Origin of the sequence: Staphylococcus sp. HMSC036D05, assembly GCF_001836225.1 — a bacterium.
GTDB lineage: Bacteria > Bacillota > Bacilli > Staphylococcales > Staphylococcaceae > Staphylococcus > Staphylococcus caprae.
The window spans coordinates 247,100-270,515 of record NZ_KV827773.1; the positions used below are offsets into that span (position 1 = coordinate 247,100).

Genomic DNA, 23,416 nt, shown 5'->3' on the forward strand with positions numbered 1-23,416 from the left:
AAATTAATTTTGTTAAATTATATTTCTGTCTCGCTCCCTTTTTTGTGCTTAATTTGAATAAATATTTAATTTATTATTACAATAATTATATGAAAAGAACTTATATGATATTATAATTTTAATTGATATTAGAATAACGAGGTTTTTTATGATTAAAGAGAATTTTACAACTAAGGTTTATCCACTTAAACAATTTAAAGATGAGTATAGTGAAGTCGCATTTGCAGGCAACTCAAAATCCGATGATGTGATTGTGTTCATTCATGGGGCATTATTAACATATAAAATTATGACGATGTTTGAACCTTACTTCAGAGAATATCAAATGATATTCGTCAATTGTCCTAGTAGAGGTAAAAGTTCACAACTAGATAGAGATTCACATACACTTGATGATTATTCGGAACGTATTTATGACGTTTTAACTCAAGTCGTTGAAGAACAACACATTCAAAAATTAAGTGTAGTGGGCTATTCTATGGGTGGCATGATAGCAACGAGGTTGCTTAAATATAATACACTCCCAATCACTCATATGATTTATTTACATAGTGCTGCTAAAATCACTCCTGATGCAAGTATGTTAGCCCGTCTTTTTACAAGAAATAGTAAAAGAGATACATTAAAAGATGAAGTGAAAGCTGTAAAGAATTTGCCTCAATACATATTAGATAAAACAATCTATGCCCATAAGGAAAATGCATTAGATCTTATTCAATTTGTAGCACCAATTAAGACAATTATTACTGATATCATTTACACTATTAATACGGATTATCTACCAGATATTGATGAGATTAGACAGTTTCCTAAGATATTATTTATGTCTGGTAAAGAGGACCAAATTATTCCTTATACAGATTCGCAAGCGACACTTGAAAAGTTTAAACAACTTGGCGGAGAAACAAAAGAAATTATTTATCCTGGCATTGGACATATAGATTTTCCAAGTGTTCTGAAAACCAATTCTCAAGATCAAATAGGCGTAGTAGATCACATTAAGGATTGGATTTCAAATTAATTAAAAAAATAAGACGGTAGGGCGTCTTAAAATTGATAAAAGGTGTTGCTAGTGACGTAACGTCATTTAATAAAGTGTGATTAGGAGGTGAAAATCTATGTCAACTTATACAACAGGAGATATAGCTAAAAGATGTCATGTTTCAGTACGAACTGTTCAATATTATGATAGACAAGGAATCTTGAGACCTAGTCAGATGTCAGATGCAAATCGGCGCGTTTACACGGACGAAGAAGTTAAAAAACTTAAACTTATTATTGTACTTAAAGAATTAGGGTGCTCACTCAAAGACATCAAGTTATTATTGAGAAATGAAGAAACACTCAAAACACTTAGTTCTATGTTAAAAGTGAAAGAGGATGAACTACAACAAGACATAAACAAAAAAGAAAATGTAGTCAAAAGAATTAAAGAAGTTCGTAAATACTTTAACAAGACATCAATTTCTCCAATTACACATTTATATGACATAGATCATATTATGAAAGAATCATTAAACTTAAAAAGTATCAGAAAGAAATTATGGCTAGCCACTGGGATAGTAGGAATCATTCAATACACTGGACTTGTTGCTTCTATTGTCACGAAAGAGAAAGAACCATTCTTATCAGTGACACCAGTGACAATCATATATGCGCTCGTATTAACGTATTACTACAAAAACAATGTTTCTTATTTATGCCCTAATTGTCAAAATGTATTTAATCCTAACACTTTAGACTTTATTAAAGCACAACACACGCCTAAAACTAGAAAGCTCACATGCCCAGATTGTCATGAAACACACTTTTGTATCGAAGTTCCTAAAAATGAAGAACAATGTTAATACATGCCCCAACGTAACTTTGCGTTGGGGTTTTTTATCGTTCATAGTAGCCAAAATTAAAAGAAAGCGCTTGCAATTATAAATTTCGTATATTAACATACTTGTATACAAGTTAAGTCGTTCGACTTTGGGGGTGGAAACATGACTTATGGTTATCCTAAAAAGTGGTTAGAAGGTTTAACAACAGGAGAATCAATTGCAGCCGAAATACGACTTGGTATTGTAAGTGGTGCAATTACTACTGACACATTACTTACAGAGAATCAAGTTGCAAAGCAATTTAATGTAAGTCGTTCTCCAGTAAGAGATGCTTTCAAATTACTTCAAACTGATCAGCTGATTCATCTTGAACGTATGGGCGCACAAGTGCTACCTTTTGGAGAACAAGAAAAGAGAGAAATGTATGACCTTCGATTAATGCTTGAATCTTTCGCATTTTCAAGGTTAAAAGACCAAGATACACAATCAATCGCTAAAGAAATGAAGAAGCAACTGGAGATGATGAAAGTCTCTGTACAATTTGAGGATGCAGAAGCTTTTACCAAGCATGATTTTGAATTTCATGAAGTCATGATTTTCGCGTCTAATCATCAATATTTAAAGACATTTTGGAACCACTTAAAGCCAGTCATGGAATCACTCATTTTACTATCAATGAGACATCGAATGAACACAGACAAGCAAGATTTCGAACGCATCCATCGTAATCATCAAGTATTTATAGATGCGATAGAAAATTATGATTCTGAAAAACTAAGAGAAGCGTTTCACTTAAACTTCGATGACGTTGGAAAAGATATTGAAGGCTTTTGGTTACGTTAATGAAATAGAAAAGAGGGACCTATAATGAAGTACATGATTGGTGTAGATATTGGTACGACAAGTACGAAATCAGTACTTTACGATGAAAACGGAAAGTTCATAATGAAACATAATATAGGCTACGACTTACATACTCCCAATGTAGATGTCTCAGAGGAGAACCCGGATGAATTATTCGATGCCGTATTAATGACTGTGAAATATATCGTTAGAGAAGCGGGTGTCTCGAAAGAAGATATTAAGTTAATTTCATTTAGTGCTCAAATGCATAGTTTAGTAGCTATGGATGCACAAAATAAGCGTTTAACAGAGAATATCACTTGGGCAGACAATCGTGCGAGTCGTTATGCAGATTTAATTGAAAATGACCACAACGGCTTCGATATTTATCATCGAACTGGTACACCGTTACATCCAATGTCACCATTATCAAAAATATTTTGGATGAAACACGAACAACCTGAAATATATAATCAAACAGCAAAATTTGCGGATATTAAGACTTACATATTCTACCAATTATTTGAAAAATATATCATCGATTATTCAATGGCATCTGCGACAGGCATGTTTAACCTTGAGAAATTAGATTGGGACGAAGAAGCACTAGAATTATTAGGTATTACTAGAGAACAATTACCTGAACTCGTTCCAACTACTCATATTTTAAAAGGAATGAAAAAACGTTATGCCACACTCATGGACATTGACGAAAATACACCAGTCATTCTAGGTGCAAGTGACGGTGTGCTATCAAATTTAGGGGTGAATAGCTACAAAAATGGAGAAGTAGCAGTCACTATCGGAACATCTGGTGCAATTCGTACGGTTATCGATAAACCACGTACTGATGAGAAAGGTCGTATCTTCTGCTATGTGCTTGATGAAGATCATTACGTTATTGGCGGGCCAGTGAATAACGGTGGCGTTATACTCAGATGGCTTAGAGATGAAATACTCGCAAGCGAAGTAGAAACAGCCAAACGATTAGGCGTTGACCCATATGATGTTTTAACTCAAATCGCTAGTCGAGTGAAACCGGGAGCAGAAGGACTTATCTTCCACCCATATCTTGCCGGTGAACGTGCGCCACTATGGAATGCAGACGCAAGAGGTTCATTCTTTGGATTGACCCTTTCCCATAAAAAGGAACACATGATACGTGCAGCATTAGAGGGTGTACTTTATAACTTATACACTGTTTATCTTGCGTTAATCGAAGTGATGAACGAAACACCAAGTACGATCAAAGCGACAGGTGGTTTCGCTAAAAGTGAAATTTGGCGTCAAATGATGGCGGATATCTTTGATACAGATCTTATCGTGCCAGAAAGTTATGAAAGTTCATGTTTAGGTGCATGTGTGCTTGGACTAAAAGCATTAGGCGAGATTGAGGATTTCTCAATAATTGAAGAAATGGTGGGTACAACGAATGCGCATCATCCAGAAAAGGACACAGTTGCTATTTACCAGAAACTCGTAAAAATCTTTATCAACATTAGTCGCTCTATGACAGAAAATTATAGTGAAATTGCGAATTTCCAACGTGAACATATGAATGATTAATCGCAATGCCAATTAACCATATAACTTGCAACTCAGACATTAAAAGAGAAAGAAGGGGAATGTTATGTTTGGAGAAATTTGGCCACTCATAAGTGTTGTATTAGGAATTGTTATATTACTTACTTTAATTATTTTCATGAAATTAAATACCTTTATTTCGCTAATCATTACTTCAATGATTACTGCGTTACTACTTGGTATGCCACTTAACAAGATTATGGAAACCATTGAAAATGGTATGGGGAGTACACTCGGACACATTGCATTAATCTTTGGGTTAGGTGCGATTCTAGGCAAACTACTTGCCGATGGCGGTGGTGCAACACGAATTGCTGACACACTCATCGCAAAGTTTGGACAGAAACACGTGCAATGGGCAATGCTTATTGCTGCCTTTATCGTCGGTATTGCATTGTTCTTTGAAGTGGGATTAGTATTACTTATTCCGCTTGTATTCACAGTAGCTAAACGCGCGAATGTTTCAATCTTGAAACTTGGACTACCAATGGTAACAGCCTTATCAGTGACACATGGTTTCTTACCACCACACCCAGGGCCAGTGGTTATCGCTAAAGAACTTAAAGCAAATATTGGTGAAGTCTTACTTTACGGTATGATCATTGCTATCCCAGTTACACTGATTGCAGGTCCTTTCTTTAACCGCATGGCTCAGAAGATGATACCTAGTGCTTACACTCGTGAAGGAGACATTTCATCTCTTGGCACACAAAAAGAATTCAAAGAAGAAGAAATGCCAAGTTTCGGCATCAGCTTATTAACAGCTATATTACCAGTGATTCTGATGCTTATTTCAACTATTGTTCAACTTGTCACAGGTCATGAAAAGCCAACAAACTGGTTTGAACAAGTGATTTACCTCATTGGTACAGCTGGAACAGCAATGTTAATCGCAGTTATCTTTGCTATCTTTACAATGGGGATTATGAGACATCATAAAATGGAAGACATCATGTCCTCAGTAACCAATGCTATTTATCCAATAGGCATGATGCTCCTTATCATTGGCGGTGGTGGTACATTCAAACAAGTACTTATTGATGGCGGCGTTGGTGATACAATCGCTAAAATGTTCGAAGGTTCACACATGTCACCTATATTACTTGCTTGGATTGTCGCAGCAGTGTTGCGTATCGCACTTGGTTCAGCAACAGTTGCTGCCGTTTCAACTACAGGTATCGTATTACCATTACTCCATCACTCAGATGCGAACGTCGCACTTGTCGTACTTGCTATCGGTGCAGGTAGTGTCATCTTATCTCATGTGAATGACGCAGGCTTCTGGATGTTTAGAGAATACTTTGGCCTTACGATTAAAGAAACATTCTTAACATGGTCACTACTAGAAACTATCATTTCAGTATCAGGTATTATCTTTATCCTGTTTATTAGTTTATTTGTATAAAAACTAGTCGAGGTCGGGACAAAAGTGTTTAGGATTTGAGCAGAACCGAACGATGAGCAAAATTGTTTCTCAAGTTTTGTCGAATTGTGTGTGTTACTGCCGAAAATCCTGCCTTTGGGACGCCGTTAATTGGTTTCCCAGAGCATAAACTATAAAGTTCCCGACCTCGTGTTTTTATATGTTAAATTTCAATATTCTTCATTTATTAAACACCACTACAATTACTATGAAAGCATTTTAAATAATGATAAACTTTAAAATGAATGCGATACATAACATTGATAAAGGGGTTTGAATATTGAGACAAATTAAAAAAGCAATCATACCTGCTGCTGGGTTAGGTACACGTTTTTTACCAGCAACTAAGGCAATGCCTAAAGAAATGCTTCCAATTTTAGATAAACCAACAATTCAGTACATAGTGGAAGAAGCATCTCGTGCAGGCATCGAAGATATTATCATCGTTACTGGTAAACATAAACGTGCAATCGAAGACCATTTTGACAATCAAAAAGAACTAGAAATGGTACTTGAAGAAAAAGGTAAAACTGAATTACTAGAAAAAGTACAATATTCAACAGAATTAGCTAATATTTTTTATGTACGTCAAAAAGAACAAAAAGGTTTAGGGCATGCAATATACTCAGCACGTCAATTTATTGGTGATGAACCATTTGCGGTTCTTTTAGGTGACGATATTGTTGAATCCGACACCCCTGCAATTAAACAGTTAATGGAGGTTTATGAAGAAACAGGCAACTCTGTTATTGGTGTCCAAGAAGTCCCTGAATCCGACACGCATAGATATGGTATTATAGACCCACTTTCAAAAGAAGGGCGACGTTACGAAGTTCAAAAGTTTGTGGAGAAACCTAAACAAGGTACTGCACCATCTAACTTAGCAATTATGGGACGCTATGTATTAACACCTGAAATATTTGATTATCTTAAAACACAAAAAAAAGGCGCAGGTAATGAAATTCAACTTACTGACGCCATCGAACGTATGAACAATGATCATCAAGTATTTGCATATGATTTTATCGGCAACCGTTACGATGTTGGTGAGAAATTAGGCTTTGTCAAAACAACTATAGAATACGCACTCAAAGATGAGAGTATGAAAGATGAACTGAAACGTTTCTTAAAAGAACTAGATAATAAATAACATAAAGAGGCACGCAGAAAATTAACATTCTGCGTGCCTTTATTATGCGTTAATTTAAAACTTCAACAAAATTAATGTTAGCAGTAATGTAGTAGCCGTCTACTGTTTTCAATCTTGGAGTAAAGTTTTTTGTATAATCAATATCAATAATATTTAATTCTTCATTAGGTTGCATCGTTCGAATCGGTTCATTTTTGAAGGTAACATCAGTATATAGTTTACACTTCTTCAATATTCTAATTCTTTTAGGAATAGTAGAAACGTATCCATCTTTCTTTTGTAATTCGGTAGGATTTACGAAACTTACATTAGCAGTAATAAAATGATTATCTTTTGTAATTAATCTTGGTGTCCCTTTAGATGTTTGACCCATTCCAGAAATAGCAACCAAACTACCTTTACTAATTGAATTAAATTCCTCTTTGAAATCTGCATCCATATAACTTTTTATAGATTTTGTAGTAATGACATAATTAGGTGCCTCGCTTAAATATTTATTTACTTTCGTTTCTTTAGTAGACGTATTGGAACCTTTAGTGTCCTTAGACTCTTTATTTTGACTATTTACAAATTCTAATTTAAAGTTTTGACGTTTTAAATTTACTTTGTCGTTGAAGTTTGGATAAGTAGCAAAAACGAGTGCTGATTTATGATGATTAAATTGAACTGCAATATTAAAGTCGTATTTATAAAAGTTAATGTCCTCAGACTTTATATAAATGTAGTTGTCCTTAAGTTCATAATTGATTTTCTTAGAATATCTTTCATCATGAATTTTTATTAATTCTACATATTCAATTTTGAAATCATCTTTAGTGAACAATTCAATAACTTCATAAAACGTATCATCTATCATTTCTGTTCCTTTATAAACTGGTATACATTCTTCTTGAAGTTGAATTAAATGATTGAATTTATCAGGATACTTTAGATAAACCATCTTATCTTTAATATATTTTTGTTTACTGGAATCATAAATCATATAATGAATATATTCTTGTAATGCTTTTTTATCTGAATGAAAGAGTTGGTAGATATTTTTGTATTTATCTGTAATGAGTAAATCTTCTATATTAAACCCAGCTTCTTTAATAATAGTTTCCACTTTAGAAAATTGATTAAAGAAGAACGCTTTATCCTCAGATTTTAAGAATGTTTTAGACACTAGAAAACGTTGCATGTAATCTATCTCAATGATACGACTTAAAATTCCTTCCATAGCTATTTTGGGAATTTCCAAATTGACTATTTGACGAAGTACTTCTAAATTGATTTTAGATTTTTCAATAACATCTGTAGATTTTACTAGTGAAACATTGTCTGTATATCTATTGATATGATACACGGCTGAAGTAGTCATTGATGCACTTTTACTCTTACTTATTAACTCCGCAAAAAATAATTTATCTTCTCCAAATTTCATATGTTGAAATTTAATATCATTATCTATTACTGTAGAGCGCTTGAATATCTTTCCTGGTGGACCTACAGCTCGGAATACTTTGTTGATTTCATAAGGAACTAAACCATTAGCTTCTTGGAAGGAAGCAAAACGAGCTAGTTTAGAAATCGTGTTATCCGTATGCTTAAAGCATTGACCAAAGCCAAAGTCGGCCTCATGTTCAACCATCTGTAAGACTAACTTTGGAAATCCTTTACTGTCTAACCAGTCGTCGGCATCCAATAATGCAATATACTCTCCATTTGCTACCTCGATACCCACATTACGAGGTTGAGATGGACTGCCTGAATTTTCTTCTAATTGAACACACTTAATGAAATCATATTTCTTCTCGTAATACTGCAGAATCTCATATGAACGATCTGAAGAAAGATCATCTACAAATATAGCTTCAATCTGAGTATGATCCATTTCTAAATCAACTAAAGATTGCACACATCTCTCTATAAACGGTTCCTTATTATAAACAGGAACAACAATTGAAATTAATTTATTAATTTTAATCTCCCCTAAAAAGCAAAAATGTAATATAAAACAATTTTAGAATTACAAAATAGTTATACACCATAATTTTATTATTTACAAGATGCATAGTGGTAATAAAGTGATTGTATATTTATCGATAATTCACTTAATGGTAGTATTATGGTAAGAAAAATTAAAAATAATGATAGTTAGAGTATTGGAAGTGATTTATTTTGTGGTCTTACTTAAATAATGAAGATAAATTAAAATATAAAAATTTAATTACAAATTTCGCTAGTTTAAGTGAAGCATTTTCACAAAAAAGCGAAGAAAATAATGATAACGTGGCACCAATAGTCAATTCTAAATTTCAAGAAACTGTTTTTCAAAGAGCCTTTGGAGCTATTGGTGAAGATATTGCTAATACATCTTATGATGCTTCTTTATTATTGGACGAAAAACATAAATATTTAGTAGGTATTAAGTCATTTGGTATATATTCAGGAGATCAAAAAATTGCACAATTCAAGAAGAATAGTCAATACGATAATTGGGGAGAAATTTTAAATAAGATAGTTATTAATGCGAAGTCATCTGAAAGTATGGAAGAGGCTAATGAAAAAAATGAAATTTATTATAGAGAATTAGCAGAAAAAATTGCTAAACTAAGAAACGCTAGAATTGAATCTTCAAAAGAGCAAATTAAAGGTTTTAAAGGTACTGATGATAAAGTTGAAGCAGTGTATCATGTTTTAATGCCTTCAAGGAAAGGAGAGCCTCCTAAAATTCATGTTGGAGAGACTGATTATAAACCAATAGACCTAAATAAATTAAAAATTATTGGTGCTACTAAGAAAAATAACCCAACTAATTTTAAATTTACAGATGAGAACCATGAATATAAGTACACGTCAGCAGATAGTCAGTTATATATGTCATTTAATAATAAAAGCATTGTAGTTGAGTCTTGGGATGTAAAATATATTGAGGATCCATTCAAATTATTTGAAACATTAAATGAACAAGCTAATATAAGTGGCCTAGAGTCTAAACTTAATGAAGATGATATAGAAGAATCAATTTCATGGATTATTACAGATAAAGAAGGCAAAGTACATGAAAATTCTGGATTTAATGGTTTTAACGGAGCACCAAAGTTAAGTAAAGCTAATAATTATAGAGAAAAAAGAATAGAAAATATTATTAATACCTATAAAAATGTTTTAGATGAAGAAATATTAAATAAACTTAAAAAGTATTTAAGCCTACTTTTATTAAAAGAATTTAGATCTAAAGATGAAAAAGAAGAGATGAAAAGAATCAGAAACAGTATGATGAAATTCATAGAAAAAACAAATAATCCTGAATTAGTTAGAAGTGTTGAAGCACTAGTTTATAGACCTATTAGAGAAATGTACATTCCTTTACCGAATTCAAAAAAATTCCATAATAGTCATCCTGATTTCTTTGGTGAAAACATAGGGAAGTTTATAGAAGGAACTAGTAAGTTACTATTACCTAAAGAAGAAAGAGTTTTTAAATTAGAATTTCTTAGTTCTGGTGATATTATTGATGCTTATATTAACCAAGAGGGTGGTAAAAGTATTCAGTCATATAGCGACCAACAAATTCTAGGGGAATGGATACTACAAGGAGTATTTCAACTAAAACCTAGAGAAATTTTGACAGAAGAAAAATTAAATGAAATAGGTATAAATGGTATTAGGTTAATTAAATTTAAAGATCACAATAGAGGTATTGGCTTAGAGTTTATTTGGATTGAACCAGAGAATCCTCCAAAAGATGCTATTGGATGGATTTCAAAAAAATAGAGAACATATGTACGTAATAGTTTTTATTTGATATAATTATGTCTTGAAAATATATCGGAAGTAGGAGATGTACATGATTAATTCTGTAAGTTCTACTCACCATAGAAAATACAGTTTAGCTGCGTTTTTTAGTGGTGTAGGAGGAATTGAGTTGGGTTTTGAACAAACTAACGAGTTCAGAGTGATGTACGCTAATGAATTTGATAAAAATGCTCAAATTACATATTGTACTAATTTTGAAAATGTTGATTTGGACAAAAGAGATATTCATGAAGTTAAAGTTGAAGAAATACCTGACACTGACATCATAGTAGGCGGGTTTCCATGCCAAGCTTTTAGTATAGCTGGTTATAGAAAAGGTTTTGACGATGATAGAGGAGATTTGTTCTTTGAATTACTTAGAATAATTCAAAGTAAAAGACCAGAATGTATATTTATTGAAAATGTTAAGAATATGGTCACTCATGATCATGGTAATACTTTTAAAGTTATAAAAGAGGCATTAGTTCTCAATGGATATTCAATAAAATGGAAAGTTTTGAATGCTAAAGATTATGGAAATATACCTCAAAATAGAGAACGTATATATATTGTAGGTTTTAAAAATAAAAAAGCTTTTTCAAATTTTAAGTTTCCAGATGAAGTTAAATTAACTACAGAATTAAATGAAGTGATCGATTATGAAAATGAAAAAGATGAAAGATATTACTACAGAAAAAATAAACAACCATTCTATAGTCAATTAGAAGAAGGTATGGTTAGAGATGACTTAATTTATCAATGGCGCAGAAAATATGTAAGAGCCAATAAATCAGGAGTTGTTCCAACACTAACTGCTAATATGGGGACAGGTGGACATAATGTCCCGTTAATTATGACAAAATATGGTATTAGGAAATTAACTCCTAGAGAAACTTTTAATGTTCAAGGGTTCCCTAAAGATTTCGAGCTGCCTAAAGATATGTCAAATGGCCAATTATATAAGCAAGCTGGAAATAGCGTGGTTGTTTCTGTGATAAAAAGAATAGCTCATGAAATTTATGAAGCTCTTTCGACATTAGATGATGAAGAAATGACTTTTGATATGAATGGAAAATATTCTCTTATTTATAATAAAATGTTAGGTAGATTTGAAGGAGAAAGTTACTTAGAAAGAAACTTTGATAGTAATAAAACCTTAAATAATTATTTAAAGAAGAATGATATTCGTTTCATTAGTGATGAAGAATATACTCGCATCACTAAGAACAATAAAACAAAAGACTTTTATATAATAAAATAACGTTTTTAAGTAAAGCGAGCTAATGTGATTTTAATAGTTCGCTTTATTTTGTTTATAAATTTCACATACTATATCTAAATAAAAAATAAAGAGCGACAATTTTAAGTTAATACTTAAGTAATAGGGAAGGATATACATAGATAATGGCATGTATATGTAACTTTCTAAAATAATAAATTTTACAGAATGGTTGTGGATAAAATTAAATTGATTATTAAGTTCGCCTTGTTAAATATTATATTATTTCTACTTATAAATATTATTCGTTTATTTATAATAAGTAATACCATTAACGAATACCTTAATCTATTTATATTTTTTATTCTATATATTTTTGTATCAAGTTATCTAAACTATACTTTTTTGAAAAAGGAAAAATACAATGCAAGTAGATACAATTTACACTTAAGTAAAACTTTAGTTGACTTAATTTTATCAATAGCAGGCACACTTGTTGTTTTAACCCTTTTACTTAGCTTTAACTCCAGCGTTTGGAATGATAACTTTCAACAATTTACGTCCAGCTTATTAATTTATATGTTACCAATTAAGTTGGCTTTAGATTTAAAACTGAAAATAAATAGGGGTGATTAATATTTGTTATTTCAATTATCTAAAATTGATATTCACACTTGGCTTTCTTTATGAGAGAGTTAATTTATTTTATGTTTTTTTCAACGTTATTATTTCAATAGTTCTTTGCGTAATATTTTTAATCCTCGCATATTTTTTTAATAAAAGATATGGACTTAATTTTTTATGTATAACTATTTTATTGACAGTTATAAATTTCTTAATATTAAGTATTTTAATGCCCTTAACTAGAGATTTGAAAGGTAATCCTGAAGATTATAGTTCTAAAATTAACGATTATATTGAAAAAGCTGAAATCCCAGAAATAATATACAGCATTCATTTAAATTATCCTAAAATTTTAATGATATTAGTACTGTTTATTATAGTCTCTACTTGTCTTAATTTATTTATTATAAAAAAGTTTAGTCGGTTAAATATTAATTTCAAAAATAGCAATAGTGAGAAAAAAGTTAATGAGTATGTTGTTATGTTGGAAATGGTAGTTACTGTTCTTACTACAGTTTCTTCAGTGATACTTATTTATAGCAAGTTAAAAAATGATGGTTCAGCTGAATTCAATCAAATTATGTGGATGTATTTTACTATTCTATATTTTTTACCAATTTTAACATCTTTAAAAATAATTGAATCTCAGATAAAGTATCTAAAACACTCTATGAAATTACAAAATAAAAATGATTAACACATAATTTAATATTATGAGCAAATAGAAAGTGATGATTTTGTGAAAAGTATCACAAAATACTTTTAATTTACATGAAAAGGTGTAGTATATGAATTGTAAGGAATAAGAAATAAATTTTGGAGTGATGACTATGAGAAATATAATTGAGGATTTAATATTCTCAGATGCAAGTAGTTATGACATTTATGTACACACTGGCGTAAATCAAGGTCTTATTGGAGACCTTAAAGATGGTTATTTAACAATTGACTCAATCCCTTATGTTGACGCCGAAAGATTATATTATTATAGTCTCGAACGTAAATCCCTTGTTACTAGTTAACCTAAGCTATTGATAACTCCCGAAAATGATGAAAACGCGCCTTGCTCTCAAAGAGTAATTGAGGGCAAACATACTCTATATACCCCTAAAATCTAGAATAATGTGTTTGAAGACCACATCTTACTTCCCCGTGAGATGTGGTTTTCATTATGCTTTGTTATTCAATCAATTTTTTCAATAAAATGAAAAATCAAAATTAATTTTAGATATACAAGGACTTCCACAAATCGAACAAAAAAATAAGGTCATCCGACTCCTGTGGGAACAGGACAAGTCGACAACTTGCATAGCAAGGTTGAGACTGTCCCCACGGAAAGCGTGATGACCTAAAAAATGTTCATCGAAAACCGTTGCGTGACGCTTGGCGGAGAAGGAAGTGAGAGTGACTACAGGCACGAACCTCCCTCGCAAGAAAGCGTCGTAACTAGGTTGAGAGATGTTCATCAAATAATTGAATATACTTATCCTAGCATTTAAACTATTGAACTATTCGACCTCTTGGGTTTTCTTTTTTATCATTTTGTTTAAAGTTCTTTTTAATGCCATTGTATGCATATGTGATATTGAATAACTTATTCTTCGCAGCATCTCTACTCGCAAATGGTAATCTCACATCACTCATTTTCTCAACTGCGCTTCTAAAAGCTTTTTCCTCTTTTTGTCTCTCTTTCAAAGACATATTTAACCATTCTTCTTCAGTAAACAAATCTTCAAAGTGAAATTCAAATGCAGTACGATGCTTCATTTCTCTTAATTCTAAAACACGATCATGATAAGACATCTCTTACATTACCTCCCTCTATCTTCTTCATATATATGCCCATATATGTAAGTTACATATCTACTTTATAATGATTATTAAGAACATACAATGAAATTATAACACTTTTTAATATAGGTAATCACTTCAATTTTCTAAAGTAACGAAAAGCGTTAAGATGAACTTAACTACGTTGAAATTCATTTTCAGCAATAAAGGAGTCGAATAAAATGGTAGAGTTAAAAGATAAAGTAGCAGTGATTACAGGCGCAGGTAGTGGCATAGGTGAAGCCATCGCGAAGGTCTTAAGCAATAATGGGGTAAGCGTTGCACTTGCCGGACGTAATGAAGATAAATTACAAGCTGTTGCACAACAACTTAACGTCGACACCAAGGTGATTCCAACCGACGTAACGAAGAAAGATAGTGTCGATCAAATGCTACAAGTAGTGAAAGGTCACTTTGGCAAAGTCGATATCGTGGTAAATAGCGCTGGTCAAAGCTTATCTTCAAAGATTACAGATTATGATGTCGAACAGTGGGATACGATGATAGATGTCAATGTGAAAGGTACACTCTATGTGTTACAAGCAGCCTTACCGTACTTATTAAATCAATCAAGTGGGCATATTATAAACATTGCTTCAATTTCAGGATTTGAAGTTACAAAATCGAATGCGGTTTATAGTGCAACTAAAGCCGCGGTCCATACAATTACTCAGGCGCTTGAAAAAGAACTTGCCCGTACAGGTGTCAAAGTGACAAGCATTTCACCAGGTATGGTTGAATCACCAATGACAGAACATATGGATTTCGGCGATCGTAAGAAGTTAGAAACACGAGATATTGCTGAAGCAGTGGTATATGCATTGACACAACCAAGTCATGTAAATGTCAATGAAGTAACGGTTAGACCTGTTTAAGAAAAATGGACACAAGGTCAGAAGCGAAAAATCACAATAGAAAAGATAATGTTAAACTTGAATTGTAAATGTTTAGATTCATTTATTTTACATAAAGGATGGGATTTGAATTGGATAATCGTCAATTTGAGATTTTAGATATGCTTGTTGGATTTAATACTGAAAGTCCTCCAGGTCGTAACACGGATCCACTTCAAGATGAAATTGAATCTTTATTGAGAGGTTTAGGGTTTTCAATTCAACGTGAACATCTGTATGACAATGATAGTGTGATTGTTGCGACATTGAAAGGTGAAGATTCAAACGCACCGAAGTTGATTCTCAACGGTCATGTAGATGTAGCTTCAGTTGATGATGATCAGTATTGGCAGTATCCTCCTTTTCAATTAACGGAAGTGGATGGCTGGTTATATGGCAGAGGCGTCAGTGATATGAAAGGTGGCATGTCATCATTATTCTATGTTCTAGAAAGGTTAAAACAAGAAGGCCGACGACCTAAAGGTGACATTATCGTACAATCAGTGGTCGGTGAAGAAGTTGGCGAGGCAGGGACCAAACGCGCATGTGAAATAGGTCCTGAAGGCGACTTGGCATTGGTTCTGGATACAAGTGAAAATCAAGCGCTGGGCCAAGGTGGCGTGATCACTGGTTGGATTACAGTGAAAAGTAAAAATACGATACACGATGGCGCACGTAGTCAGACGATTCATGCGGGCGGTGGATTATTCGGTGCCAGTGCTATTGAGAAAATGATGAAAGTGATCCAAGCATTAAACGAACTTGAACGTCATTGGGCTGTGATGAAAGAAAGTCCAGGTATGCCTCCAGGTGCGAATACGATTAATCCAGCAGTGATTGAAGGTGGTCGTCATCCAGCATTTATCGCTGATGAATGTCGTTTATGGATTACGGTTCATTATTTACCTAACGAGCGATATGAAGATGTTGTTAAAGAAATTGAAGATGACTTAAATCGTGTGGCAGATGCGGATATTTGGTTGAGAGAGAATCCACTTGAGTTTGAGTGGGGTGGAGAATCTATGATTGAAGATAAAGGAGAGATCTTCCCAAGCTTTACAGTGCCGGTAGAACATCCAGGCTTTAAACTGTTAGAGAATGCGCATCAACACGTTCATGGTCGTTCATTACAACATGGCATGAGTACGACAGTTACTGATGGCGGTTGGATTGCTCATTTTGATATTCCAACTATATTATATGGTCCAGGTAGTCTAGAAGAGGCACATAGCGTTGATGAAAAGATTGAAAAAAGTGAATTAGAACAGTATAGCAATGTATTATATGAGTTTCTGAAACATTGGTATGAAACACCTAGTAAGTGAGGAAACTATTATTTATGAAGAGAGCGGGATAGAACATAATTTTGCTAAATTTTATTTCTATCCCGCTCTTGCTTATTAATATTATTTTATAAGGTTATTCATTCTATCTTTTAAATGTATCTCTTAATCTGCTCATCCAACTACCGCCACGTTTTGAACGAACGGGTTGACCTGTTGGCTGAGCAGTCTGCTTTTTTAGCTCTTTACCGTATTTAATTGCTTCTTGCATGAGGTAAGCTTGAGAATTTAATGGCGATAAATTGTTTTGAACATAGTGATAGACACCATTTTCATCTTGGAAGCGTCCTTTTTCATTATCTGAAAGTTGCAAGTTCATGTAATTTACTAAACGTTTTCCAATATTTTTATCTTCAACAGGGAATAAGATTTCGACACGTTTAATCATGTTACGTGTCATCACGTCTGCTGATGATAGGTAGATACGTTCATCACCATTATTATGGAAATAATAAATACGTGAATGTTCGAGTAGTCGTCCTACGATGCTTACGACTTCGATATTCTCGCTGATGCCAGGTATACCTGGTTTAAGACAACAAATACCACGAATGATAAGTTGAATCTTCACGCCGGCTTGAGAAGCTTCAAAGAGCTTTTCAATAATCGTTTTATCAGTGAGTGAATTCATCTTCATCATAATCTTGCCATTTCCATGTTCTAAATGACTACTAATCTCTTTGTCGATACGGTCAATAAAGACGTCACGAATATCAAATGGCGCTACAATCAGTTTATTATACTCAGGCTTGATAGAGTAGCCACTTAAATAATTGAAGAAATTAATCGCATCTTCAGCAATGTCTTTATTTGTAGTAATTATCCCCATATCTGTGTACAGTTTAGCTGTTTTGTCATTATAGTTTCCTGTACCAAGATGTACAAATGATGTTAGCTCTCCACCAATGCGTTTAACAACAAGCGCAATCTTACTATGAGTCTTTAGATGCGTCATACCGTAAATCACGTGGCAACCTGCATCTTCTAACATACGTGCCCAATGAACGTTATTCTCTTCGTCGAAACGTGCTTTCAATTCTACAAGTACAGTGACTTGCTTACCATTTTCAGCAGCTTCCTTCAAACTATTAATAATCGGTGAATCTTTACTTACACGATATAATGTTTGCTTAATGGCAATGGTGTTTGGATCATCGGCCGCTTCACGTATGAAGTCTACAATAGGTTCAAATGATTCATATGGATGATGGAAGAATATATCTCTTTCTAGAGCCAATTTATAAATATTGTTATTTCCTAAAGATCTCGGTACTTGGGGCGTATATTTCTCATACGTCAGATATTTGAGTTTATTAGAGAGGTGGCTCACTAAACCGAATAAAAATGTTAGATCAAGCGGACCATTTAGGAAGTATACGTCATTCTCTTCAACTTCTAATTGGTCAATCAGCCATTCGATATTCTCTCTTTGTGCAGTGCGACCATCCACTTCTAAGCGCACAGCTGAGCCGCTTTTACGTTCTTTTAAGAAGCGCTCGATTTCTATAAGTAAATCTTCGGCACCATCTTCGTGAATCGTCAAATCTGCATTTCTTGTGATTCTGAAGGTAAAAGTATTTAAAACTTCATAACCGGTAAATAGATAGTTGATAAAGTAAGTAATGACATCTTCGACCATTACTACATATTGTTTAGCACCTTCATTAAGTGTTAGAAATCGAGGAATTAATGATGGAATTTGTACGATTGCTGAGTTAATGGCATCTTCAGTATCGATATCGACAAATATGTTTAAACTTTTATTGTTTAATTTTGGAAAAGGGTGATACGCATCGATACCTAGTGGTGTAAGTGTAGGTAGAATACGTGATTTAAACTCTTTTTCTAATCTTTCGATGAGTGTTTCAGATAAACAGTCGGGTTTGACCATTTCAATATCATAATGTCGTAACTCTTCAATCAGTTCATTATAGCGTTGATATTGAGTATGAACATATTCTGTATTTTTTATCTTTATCGCATCAAGTTGTTCTTGAGGCGTCATTTGAGCTTTATTTTCAGGTTTGTCATAGCCTAACTTCACTTGGTCTTTTAAACCAGCTACGCGCACCATAAAGAATTCATCTAAATTCGAACTAAAAATAGAGACGAAATTTAACATTTCGAGTAATGGATTATTCTTATCGTAAGCTTCCTGAAGGACTCTATAGTTAAAATCGAGCCAACTTAACTCCCTGTTATTATAGTACTGTGGTAAATTAATATCCTTTTCTCCCAATTGAGTTTGCATACTCTCAATACACCTCATTATTTAATCTTTGTTCTTGTGTAGTCTAAAAATATCATACGAATTTTAAGATTTTGTAAAGATAATTGCTACTTTCCCCTTTAAAATCTTTTCAATATGTTTCTTCTGCCTATTCGCTTGATACTCTTCAGCAATAGGCTCTCCTTTGTAGTAAACATAGAGTTCGTATTTATCGTCTTTTTTCTCTTTGAGTTTAACTTCTTCTACAAAACTGGTATGTGAGATATTTAACGCGTTTACGAATTTAATAATGCCACCTAAGGCTTGAATGGTATCAACTTCTTTACCGCTGAACCATTGCGTTTCTTTACAATAAAATTTAAGTAATGATTTATTTTTAAAGCTTGCGAGAAGGGCTAACTTCACACGATCTTTATGAGGGAACCCGTTAATCATTGAATTCGCAATAAGGTAATACGTGTGTGGTGAACTTGAATCTGAATCGATAAAGCTACCTAAGTAATACATATACGCACCTTCAACGAATAAGTGCTTATCATGATCTGTAATTTTTAAATCACTATGTTTTAATAGTTGATCGAGTAGGGATTGTGCTAATTTTAAGCGACGCTTCGCACTTTCTTCCTCGATGTGATATTCATTGGCTAAATGTTTTAAAGCATCTCTACGCACATGTTCTTTTTTAAATTCATGAGGGTGACGTTTGCGAATCAGATTCATTGCAAATCCTTCACGAATACCATTTCTTGAGAAAGTGAATTGTGTCGCATCTATTTTTTTGAAAAGTGTCTTAAACACAGACACGGCAGGTAGAATAATGTCTACACGATCCCGACTTAAGCCGTCTAGATTGGTTAATTCATCGCGAGAACTTTTACGAATGATATAGTAAACTTCATCTATATCCTTTAATGACATGGTATAGTTGTGAACGCCACCGATAGGATAAGAATGTTCAGATTGATGAATACGAGCAACGTTACGTGCTGAGCCACCTACACCTACAAGCGCGATCTCTTGTTCTTTCAACCAATCTAATTGATTGAATTGTTCGGATAAGAATTTTTCCATACTTTTAATTGCTGGTTTATCATTATGGTCTTTATCCCCGAAGAACTGACGTTTCAATGTGACAACGCCAAATGGGAAGCTATGTGCTTCTTTTAATTTCTTATCTTTAAAAAGTGTCACTTCGGTAGAACCACCACCGATATCAACGGATATACCATTTTCAATATCTGTAGTATGTGAAATCGCATAATAACCATAAAATGCTTCGTCTTCTTCAGGGACGATTTGAATTTCAATATTTAGTTCTTTTTTGATTTGTTTGATAATGTCGTTACTGTTTTTAGATTGACGAATCGCAGCTGTCGCAATAGGATGAAGCTCTTGAACCTTAAATTTGTCGGCAACTTTCTTGAAACTTAAAAGTGCTTCTTTCAAAACGGCAATACCGTCATCATTCATTTCAGTGTCACTGGTCAAATACTGACTTAGACGTGCGGGCGTCTTAATATTTAAGATTTCATTCAAACCCGTTTCTTTAGTGAAACCAAATATCACAAGTCGAATTGTATTTGAACCAATATCTATTAATCCAATTCTTTCTTCCATCTCTGCCTCCTGTGTTTGATACGGGAAGTTCTAAATACCCCTGTTTAATTTTATTTTACATGATATAGATAAATTGAAAAGATTTTTAAGAAACTTTTTGTTAAAGATTTAATGTAATTTGAGAGAATTATAATATTTTAGGCAATATGTATATAAAAAGGAGTAAAGAAGATAGGATGAAGGGCATCATTGTCCGATTAATTTATCGAAGATTTCATACTAGAAGTAAATATAAAAGTGGACGTGGGAGAGAAATAGCATTGAGCGAAATTAGTTTCATAGCCCACGTCCAACTTGCAATGTTTGTAGAATTTCTCTTTGCTTTACATTTTAATTGGTCCGCCTGGTCCAACAGGGATTCCGAGTAAGAACCAAATGAGAGTAAAGGCAATCCAAACAATTGTAAGTGCGATAGAGTACGGCATTAAGCTTGATAGTAATGTGCCGAGCTTCATCTTTTTATCATATTTTTGAGCATAAGAAAGTAATAAAGGTAAGTATGGCATCATAGGTGTAATAGGATTGGTGATGGAATCACCTACACGATAAATGGCTTGAGTGAATGCAGGGTGGAAGCCGACTAAAATGAGCATCGGTACAAAGATAGGTGCTAAGATGCCCCATTTTGCAGAAGCGCTACCAACCAACATATTGACCATTGCACTTAAAATAATAATGCCGATAATTAACACTATGCCATTCTGATGTTTTAATAATTTCGCGCCTTTAACCGCAGCAATCACACCTAGATGACTCCATTCTAAAAAGGCAAGTAATTGTGCAGCAAAGAATACAATCACTATAAAGGAACCCATCGAACCTAGAGAATCTGCAATCATGCTACCTAGGTCTTTAGTATTTTTAATTTCTCCACTTAATATGCCGTAAATCGTGCCCGGTACCAAGAACACGACTAAGATAATTAATCCCACGCCATTGATGAGTGGGGCGTCATCTAACAAACTACCTGTTTTCGCATTTCTCAAAAAGCTATGTTCAGGTATTGCACATATAATAAGTAACACGATAAGTACGACAAAACTGATATTTGCAAAGAAGAGTGCTTTATTTTCTTTGGGTGTGATATGTGAAGAGGTTTCTTCTGTATCTTCGTGTGCTTGGCTGTCGTCATATTTTCCTAATCTAGGGATGATCAATTTCGTTGTAACTAAATGAATCGTTGGCAATAGAACGACTACGCTCGCAGCGATGAAGTACCAGTTCATAGCGACATTGGTTTTAATATTTTTGGATACAATGCGTGCGGCTGGATCTGTAAACGAATAGACTAGAGCGTCTTGCATGCCTACGACTAAGTTCGCCGCGAATCCTCCAACGGCAGACGCATATGCCATGGCTAAACCTGCAATAGGGTGGTAACCAATCTTTATAAATAACATTGCAGCGAGTGGTGGCAGGATGATTGTTGCTGCATCTCCTGCGGTACTGCCTAATATTCCGATAAGTATAATCGTTGGAACAATCAACTTCTTTGGTGCTCTGTTGACGACTGAAATCATTAATTTATCGAAGTAGCCAGACTTTTCAGCTGCACCGATACCAATCATGACACCTAATACTAAACCGAGTGCTGGGAATTCGGAAAAGTTCTTAATCGCGTTGTTCATGATATAAGCAAATCCATCATGACTCAGAATGCTCTTAATGTGAATGGTCTTTCCGTCACCTGGATGTTTGACTGACACATTGAATAAAGAAACAATCCAAGTGATGATTGCGAGCCCTACACACATTAAGAAGAAGAGTACTGCTGGATCAGGTAATTTATTTCCTACAAATTCAACGCCATTTAAAAATTTACTTACAAAAGACTTTTTCTTCTTTGTATTTGCCACCATCAATGACTGCCCCCTTTGTTTAGTTATAACAACCATACCCATATTTGCCATTTTCAGGTAAGAATTTTCTGAAATTTAAAACTTAGCATACAGGATTATTGATGATATGTAAACGTTACCACTAATTTGATGGTTCATTTTACGGAAAATGGATATCACATATTAAAGCGTTATCATTGTGATGTCGGCGTTTAAGGTAAATTTAAATGTGGAATATACATTGTAATTAACGAAAAAGTTTCATGTAGAAATCTAAAAATTCGGGAGAGTGACAGATAATGAAACGATTAGAGAACAAAATTGCAGTGGTGACTGGTGCAAGTACAGGTATCGGACGAGGCTCTGCAATGGTATTAGCGAGCGAGGGTGCGCACGTACTAGCTTTAGACATCTCTGATGAGTTGGACAATACGGTGCAAGAAATTAATGACGCAGGTGGACAAGCAACAGCTTACAAAGTAGATATATCTGACGATCAACAAGTGCAACAATTCGCAGATGAGGCGAAAGAGAAATATGGTCGTATTGATGTGATATTTAATAATGCCGGAGTGGATAACGGAGCAGGTCGTATTCATGAATACCCAGTAGAGGTGTTTGATAAGATTATGGCAGTAGATATGAGAGGGACGTTCTTAGTCACTAAATTCTTATTGCCATTGATGATGGATCATGGAGGTTCTATTATTAATACGGCTTCTTTCTCAGGACAAGCTGCAGACTTATACCGCTCAGGTTATAATGCCGCAAAAGGTGCCGTTATTAACTTTACGAAATCGATTGCGATAGAATATGGTCGTGAAAATATTCGTGCAAACGCGATAGCGCCTGGTACGATAGAAACGCCACTAGTTGATAACTTGGCAGGTACTTCTGAAGATGAAGCGGGTCGCACATTCCGTGAAAATCAAAAATGGGTGACACCTTTAGGACGATTAGGTACACCAGATGAAGTGGGTAAACTTGTCACATTCTTAGCTTCAGATGATAGTTCATTCATTACAGGTGAAACTATTCGTATCGATGGTGGCGTCATGGCATACACATGGCCAGGAGAAATGCTCAGTGACGACAGTTGGAAAAAATCAACGAAATAATATTATTCTAAAAACTAATTAAGCAAATTGTTAGAATACACTTCTCAAAAGAAGAAACCCATTTGCTTAACTAAGTATTGATGGCGACACGCCTGCAG

18 protein-coding genes are annotated in these 23,416 nt (G+C 33.8%); 13 read left to right on the plus strand and 5 right to left on the minus strand.

Features of this window, described 5'->3' with window-relative positions:
- Positions 1–148 precede the first annotated feature (148 nt).
- From HMPREF2580_RS01725 to galU, 6 genes are all read left to right on the plus strand, one after another.
- Positions 149–1,021, plus strand: coding sequence for an alpha/beta fold hydrolase (locus tag HMPREF2580_RS01725; protein WP_070830185.1), 873 nt, complete (start codon positions 149–151; stop codon positions 1,019–1,021).
- Between the two features lie 97 nt (positions 1,022–1,118).
- The gene (locus tag HMPREF2580_RS01730; RefSeq protein ID WP_070830186.1) at positions 1,119–1,847 is read left to right on the plus strand and encodes a MerR family transcriptional regulator; all 729 of its coding nucleotides are present in this window, start codon (positions 1,119–1,121) and stop codon (positions 1,845–1,847) included.
- 141 nt (positions 1,848–1,988) lie between these two features.
- Positions 1,989–2,669 carry a GntR family transcriptional regulator gene (locus HMPREF2580_RS01735; RefSeq protein WP_070830187.1) on the plus strand — a complete coding sequence of 227 codons (681 nt, stop codon included), beginning with the start codon at positions 1,989–1,991 and terminating at the stop codon, positions 2,667–2,669.
- Positions 2,670–2,693: 24 nt separating this feature from the next.
- On the plus strand, positions 2,694–4,235 hold the full coding sequence (gene gntK / locus HMPREF2580_RS01740) for a gluconokinase (protein WP_070830188.1): 1,542 nt from the start codon (positions 2,694–2,696) through the stop codon (positions 4,233–4,235).
- 64 nt (positions 4,236–4,299) lie between these two features.
- Positions 4,300–5,658: a gluconate:H+ symporter gene (locus tag HMPREF2580_RS01745; RefSeq protein ID WP_070830189.1), complete on the plus strand. Its 1,359-nt coding sequence runs from the start codon at positions 4,300–4,302 to the stop codon at positions 5,656–5,658.
- 298 nt (positions 5,659–5,956) lie between these two features.
- Positions 5,957–6,826: a UTP--glucose-1-phosphate uridylyltransferase GalU gene (gene galU / locus HMPREF2580_RS01750; protein WP_070830190.1), complete on the plus strand. Its 870-nt coding sequence runs from the start codon at positions 5,957–5,959 to the stop codon at positions 6,824–6,826.
- A 49-nt stretch (positions 6,827–6,875) separates the two neighbouring features.
- Here the strand turns inward: galU and HMPREF2580_RS01755 are convergent, their stop codons facing one another.
- Entirely contained in the window at positions 6,876–8,819 is a 1,944-nt protein-coding gene (locus HMPREF2580_RS01755; RefSeq protein ID WP_176747462.1) for a DUF5776 domain-containing protein, read from the minus strand.
- A gap of 167 nt (positions 8,820–8,986) precedes the next feature.
- On the opposite strand from HMPREF2580_RS01755, the gene HMPREF2580_RS01760 reads away from it, so the two are divergent.
- The 4 genes from HMPREF2580_RS01760 to HMPREF2580_RS01775 all read left to right on the plus strand — a co-directional run bounded on the left by HMPREF2580_RS01760 (position 8,987) and on the right by HMPREF2580_RS01775 (position 13,471).
- Positions 8,987–10,585 carry a hypothetical protein gene (locus HMPREF2580_RS01760; protein ID WP_070830192.1) on the plus strand — a complete coding sequence of 533 codons (1,599 nt, stop codon included), beginning with the start codon at positions 8,987–8,989 and terminating at the stop codon, positions 10,583–10,585.
- A 73-nt stretch (positions 10,586–10,658) separates the two neighbouring features.
- Positions 10,659–11,867 carry a DNA cytosine methyltransferase gene (locus HMPREF2580_RS01765; protein ID WP_070830193.1) on the plus strand — a complete coding sequence of 403 codons (1,209 nt, stop codon included), beginning with the start codon at positions 10,659–10,661 and terminating at the stop codon, positions 11,865–11,867.
- 811 nt (positions 11,868–12,678) lie between these two features.
- Positions 12,679–13,146 carry a hypothetical protein gene (locus HMPREF2580_RS01770; RefSeq protein WP_141756837.1) on the plus strand — a complete coding sequence of 156 codons (468 nt, stop codon included), beginning with the start codon at positions 12,679–12,681 and terminating at the stop codon, positions 13,144–13,146.
- A gap of 133 nt (positions 13,147–13,279) precedes the next feature.
- Positions 13,280–13,471, plus strand: coding sequence for a hypothetical protein (locus tag HMPREF2580_RS01775; protein ID WP_037541655.1), 192 nt, complete (start codon positions 13,280–13,282; stop codon positions 13,469–13,471).
- A gap of 478 nt (positions 13,472–13,949) precedes the next feature.
- Here the strand turns inward: HMPREF2580_RS01775 and HMPREF2580_RS01780 are convergent, their stop codons facing one another.
- Positions 13,950–14,252, minus strand: coding sequence for a DUF1413 domain-containing protein (locus HMPREF2580_RS01780; RefSeq protein ID WP_002444219.1), 303 nt, complete (start codon positions 14,250–14,252; stop codon positions 13,950–13,952).
- Positions 14,253–14,461: 209 nt separating this feature from the next.
- Between HMPREF2580_RS01780 and HMPREF2580_RS01785 the strand changes: the two genes are divergently transcribed.
- Together HMPREF2580_RS01785 and HMPREF2580_RS01790 are read left to right on the plus strand one after the other, a co-directional pair.
- Positions 14,462–15,154: an SDR family oxidoreductase gene (locus tag HMPREF2580_RS01785; protein WP_070830195.1), complete on the plus strand. Its 693-nt coding sequence runs from the start codon at positions 14,462–14,464 to the stop codon at positions 15,152–15,154.
- A 110-nt stretch (positions 15,155–15,264) separates the two neighbouring features.
- The gene (locus HMPREF2580_RS01790) at positions 15,265–16,497 is read left to right on the plus strand and encodes an acetylornithine deacetylase (RefSeq protein ID WP_070830196.1); all 1,233 of its coding nucleotides are present in this window, start codon (positions 15,265–15,267) and stop codon (positions 16,495–16,497) included.
- 103 nt (positions 16,498–16,600) lie between these two features.
- On the opposite strand, the gene HMPREF2580_RS01795 is transcribed toward HMPREF2580_RS01790, so the two are convergent.
- The 3 genes from HMPREF2580_RS01795 to HMPREF2580_RS01805 all read right to left on the minus strand — a co-directional run bounded on the left by HMPREF2580_RS01795 (position 16,601) and on the right by HMPREF2580_RS01805 (position 22,221).
- Complete coding sequence (locus HMPREF2580_RS01795) at positions 16,601–18,766, minus strand: RNA degradosome polyphosphate kinase (protein WP_070830197.1); 2,166 nt, start codon at positions 18,764–18,766, stop codon at positions 16,601–16,603.
- Between the two features lie 63 nt (positions 18,767–18,829).
- Positions 18,830–20,362, minus strand: a complete 1,533-nt coding sequence (ppx, locus tag HMPREF2580_RS01800) for an exopolyphosphatase (RefSeq protein ID WP_070830198.1) — start codon at positions 20,360–20,362, stop codon at positions 18,830–18,832.
- Between the two features lie 323 nt (positions 20,363–20,685).
- Positions 20,686–22,221, minus strand: coding sequence for an AbgT family transporter (locus tag HMPREF2580_RS01805; protein WP_070830199.1), 1,536 nt, complete (start codon positions 22,219–22,221; stop codon positions 20,686–20,688).
- Positions 22,222–22,499: 278 nt separating this feature from the next.
- Between HMPREF2580_RS01805 and HMPREF2580_RS01810 the strand changes: the two genes are divergently transcribed.
- The gene (locus HMPREF2580_RS01810; protein ID WP_070830200.1) at positions 22,500–23,318 is read left to right on the plus strand and encodes an SDR family oxidoreductase; all 819 of its coding nucleotides are present in this window, start codon (positions 22,500–22,502) and stop codon (positions 23,316–23,318) included.
- Positions 23,319–23,416: the final 98 nt, after the last annotated feature.

Excerpts from the sequence above, each read along its gene's own strand:
- HMPREF2580_RS01725 (WP_070830185.1), top strand. The coding sequence starts at position 149 with ATGATTAAAGAGAATTTTACAACTAAGGTTTATCCACTTAAACAATTT.
- HMPREF2580_RS01730 (WP_070830186.1), top strand. The coding sequence starts at position 1,119 with ATGTCAACTTATACAACAGGAGATATAGCTAAAAGATGTCATGTTTCA.
- HMPREF2580_RS01735 (WP_070830187.1), top strand. The coding sequence starts at position 1,989 with ATGACTTATGGTTATCCTAAAAAGTGGTTAGAAGGTTTAACAACAGGA.
- gntK (WP_070830188.1), top strand. The coding sequence starts at position 2,694 with ATGAAGTACATGATTGGTGTAGATATTGGTACGACAAGTACGAAATCA.
- HMPREF2580_RS01745 (WP_070830189.1), top strand. The coding sequence starts at position 4,300 with ATGTTTGGAGAAATTTGGCCACTCATAAGTGTTGTATTAGGAATTGTT.
- HMPREF2580_RS01765 (WP_070830193.1), top strand. The coding sequence starts at position 10,659 with ATGATTAATTCTGTAAGTTCTACTCACCATAGAAAATACAGTTTAGCT.
- HMPREF2580_RS01770 (WP_141756837.1), top strand. The coding sequence starts at position 12,679 with ATGCCCTTAACTAGAGATTTGAAAGGTAATCCTGAAGATTATAGTTCT.
- HMPREF2580_RS01775 (WP_037541655.1), top strand. The coding sequence starts at position 13,280 with ATGAGAAATATAATTGAGGATTTAATATTCTCAGATGCAAGTAGTTAT.
- HMPREF2580_RS01780 (WP_002444219.1), bottom strand. The coding sequence starts at position 14,252 with ATGTCTTATCATGATCGTGTTTTAGAATTAAGAGAAATGAAGCATCGT.
- HMPREF2580_RS01785 (WP_070830195.1), top strand. The coding sequence starts at position 14,462 with ATGGTAGAGTTAAAAGATAAAGTAGCAGTGATTACAGGCGCAGGTAGT.
- HMPREF2580_RS01795 (WP_070830197.1), bottom strand. The coding sequence starts at position 18,766 with ATGCAAACTCAATTGGGAGAAAAGGATATTAATTTACCACAGTACTAT.
- ppx (WP_070830198.1), bottom strand. The coding sequence starts at position 20,362 with ATGGAAGAAAGAATTGGATTAATAGATATTGGTTCAAATACAATTCGA.
- HMPREF2580_RS01805 (WP_070830199.1), bottom strand. The coding sequence starts at position 22,221 with ATGGTGGCAAATACAAAGAAGAAAAAGTCTTTTGTAAGTAAATTTTTA.
- HMPREF2580_RS01810 (WP_070830200.1), top strand. The coding sequence starts at position 22,500 with ATGAAACGATTAGAGAACAAAATTGCAGTGGTGACTGGTGCAAGTACA.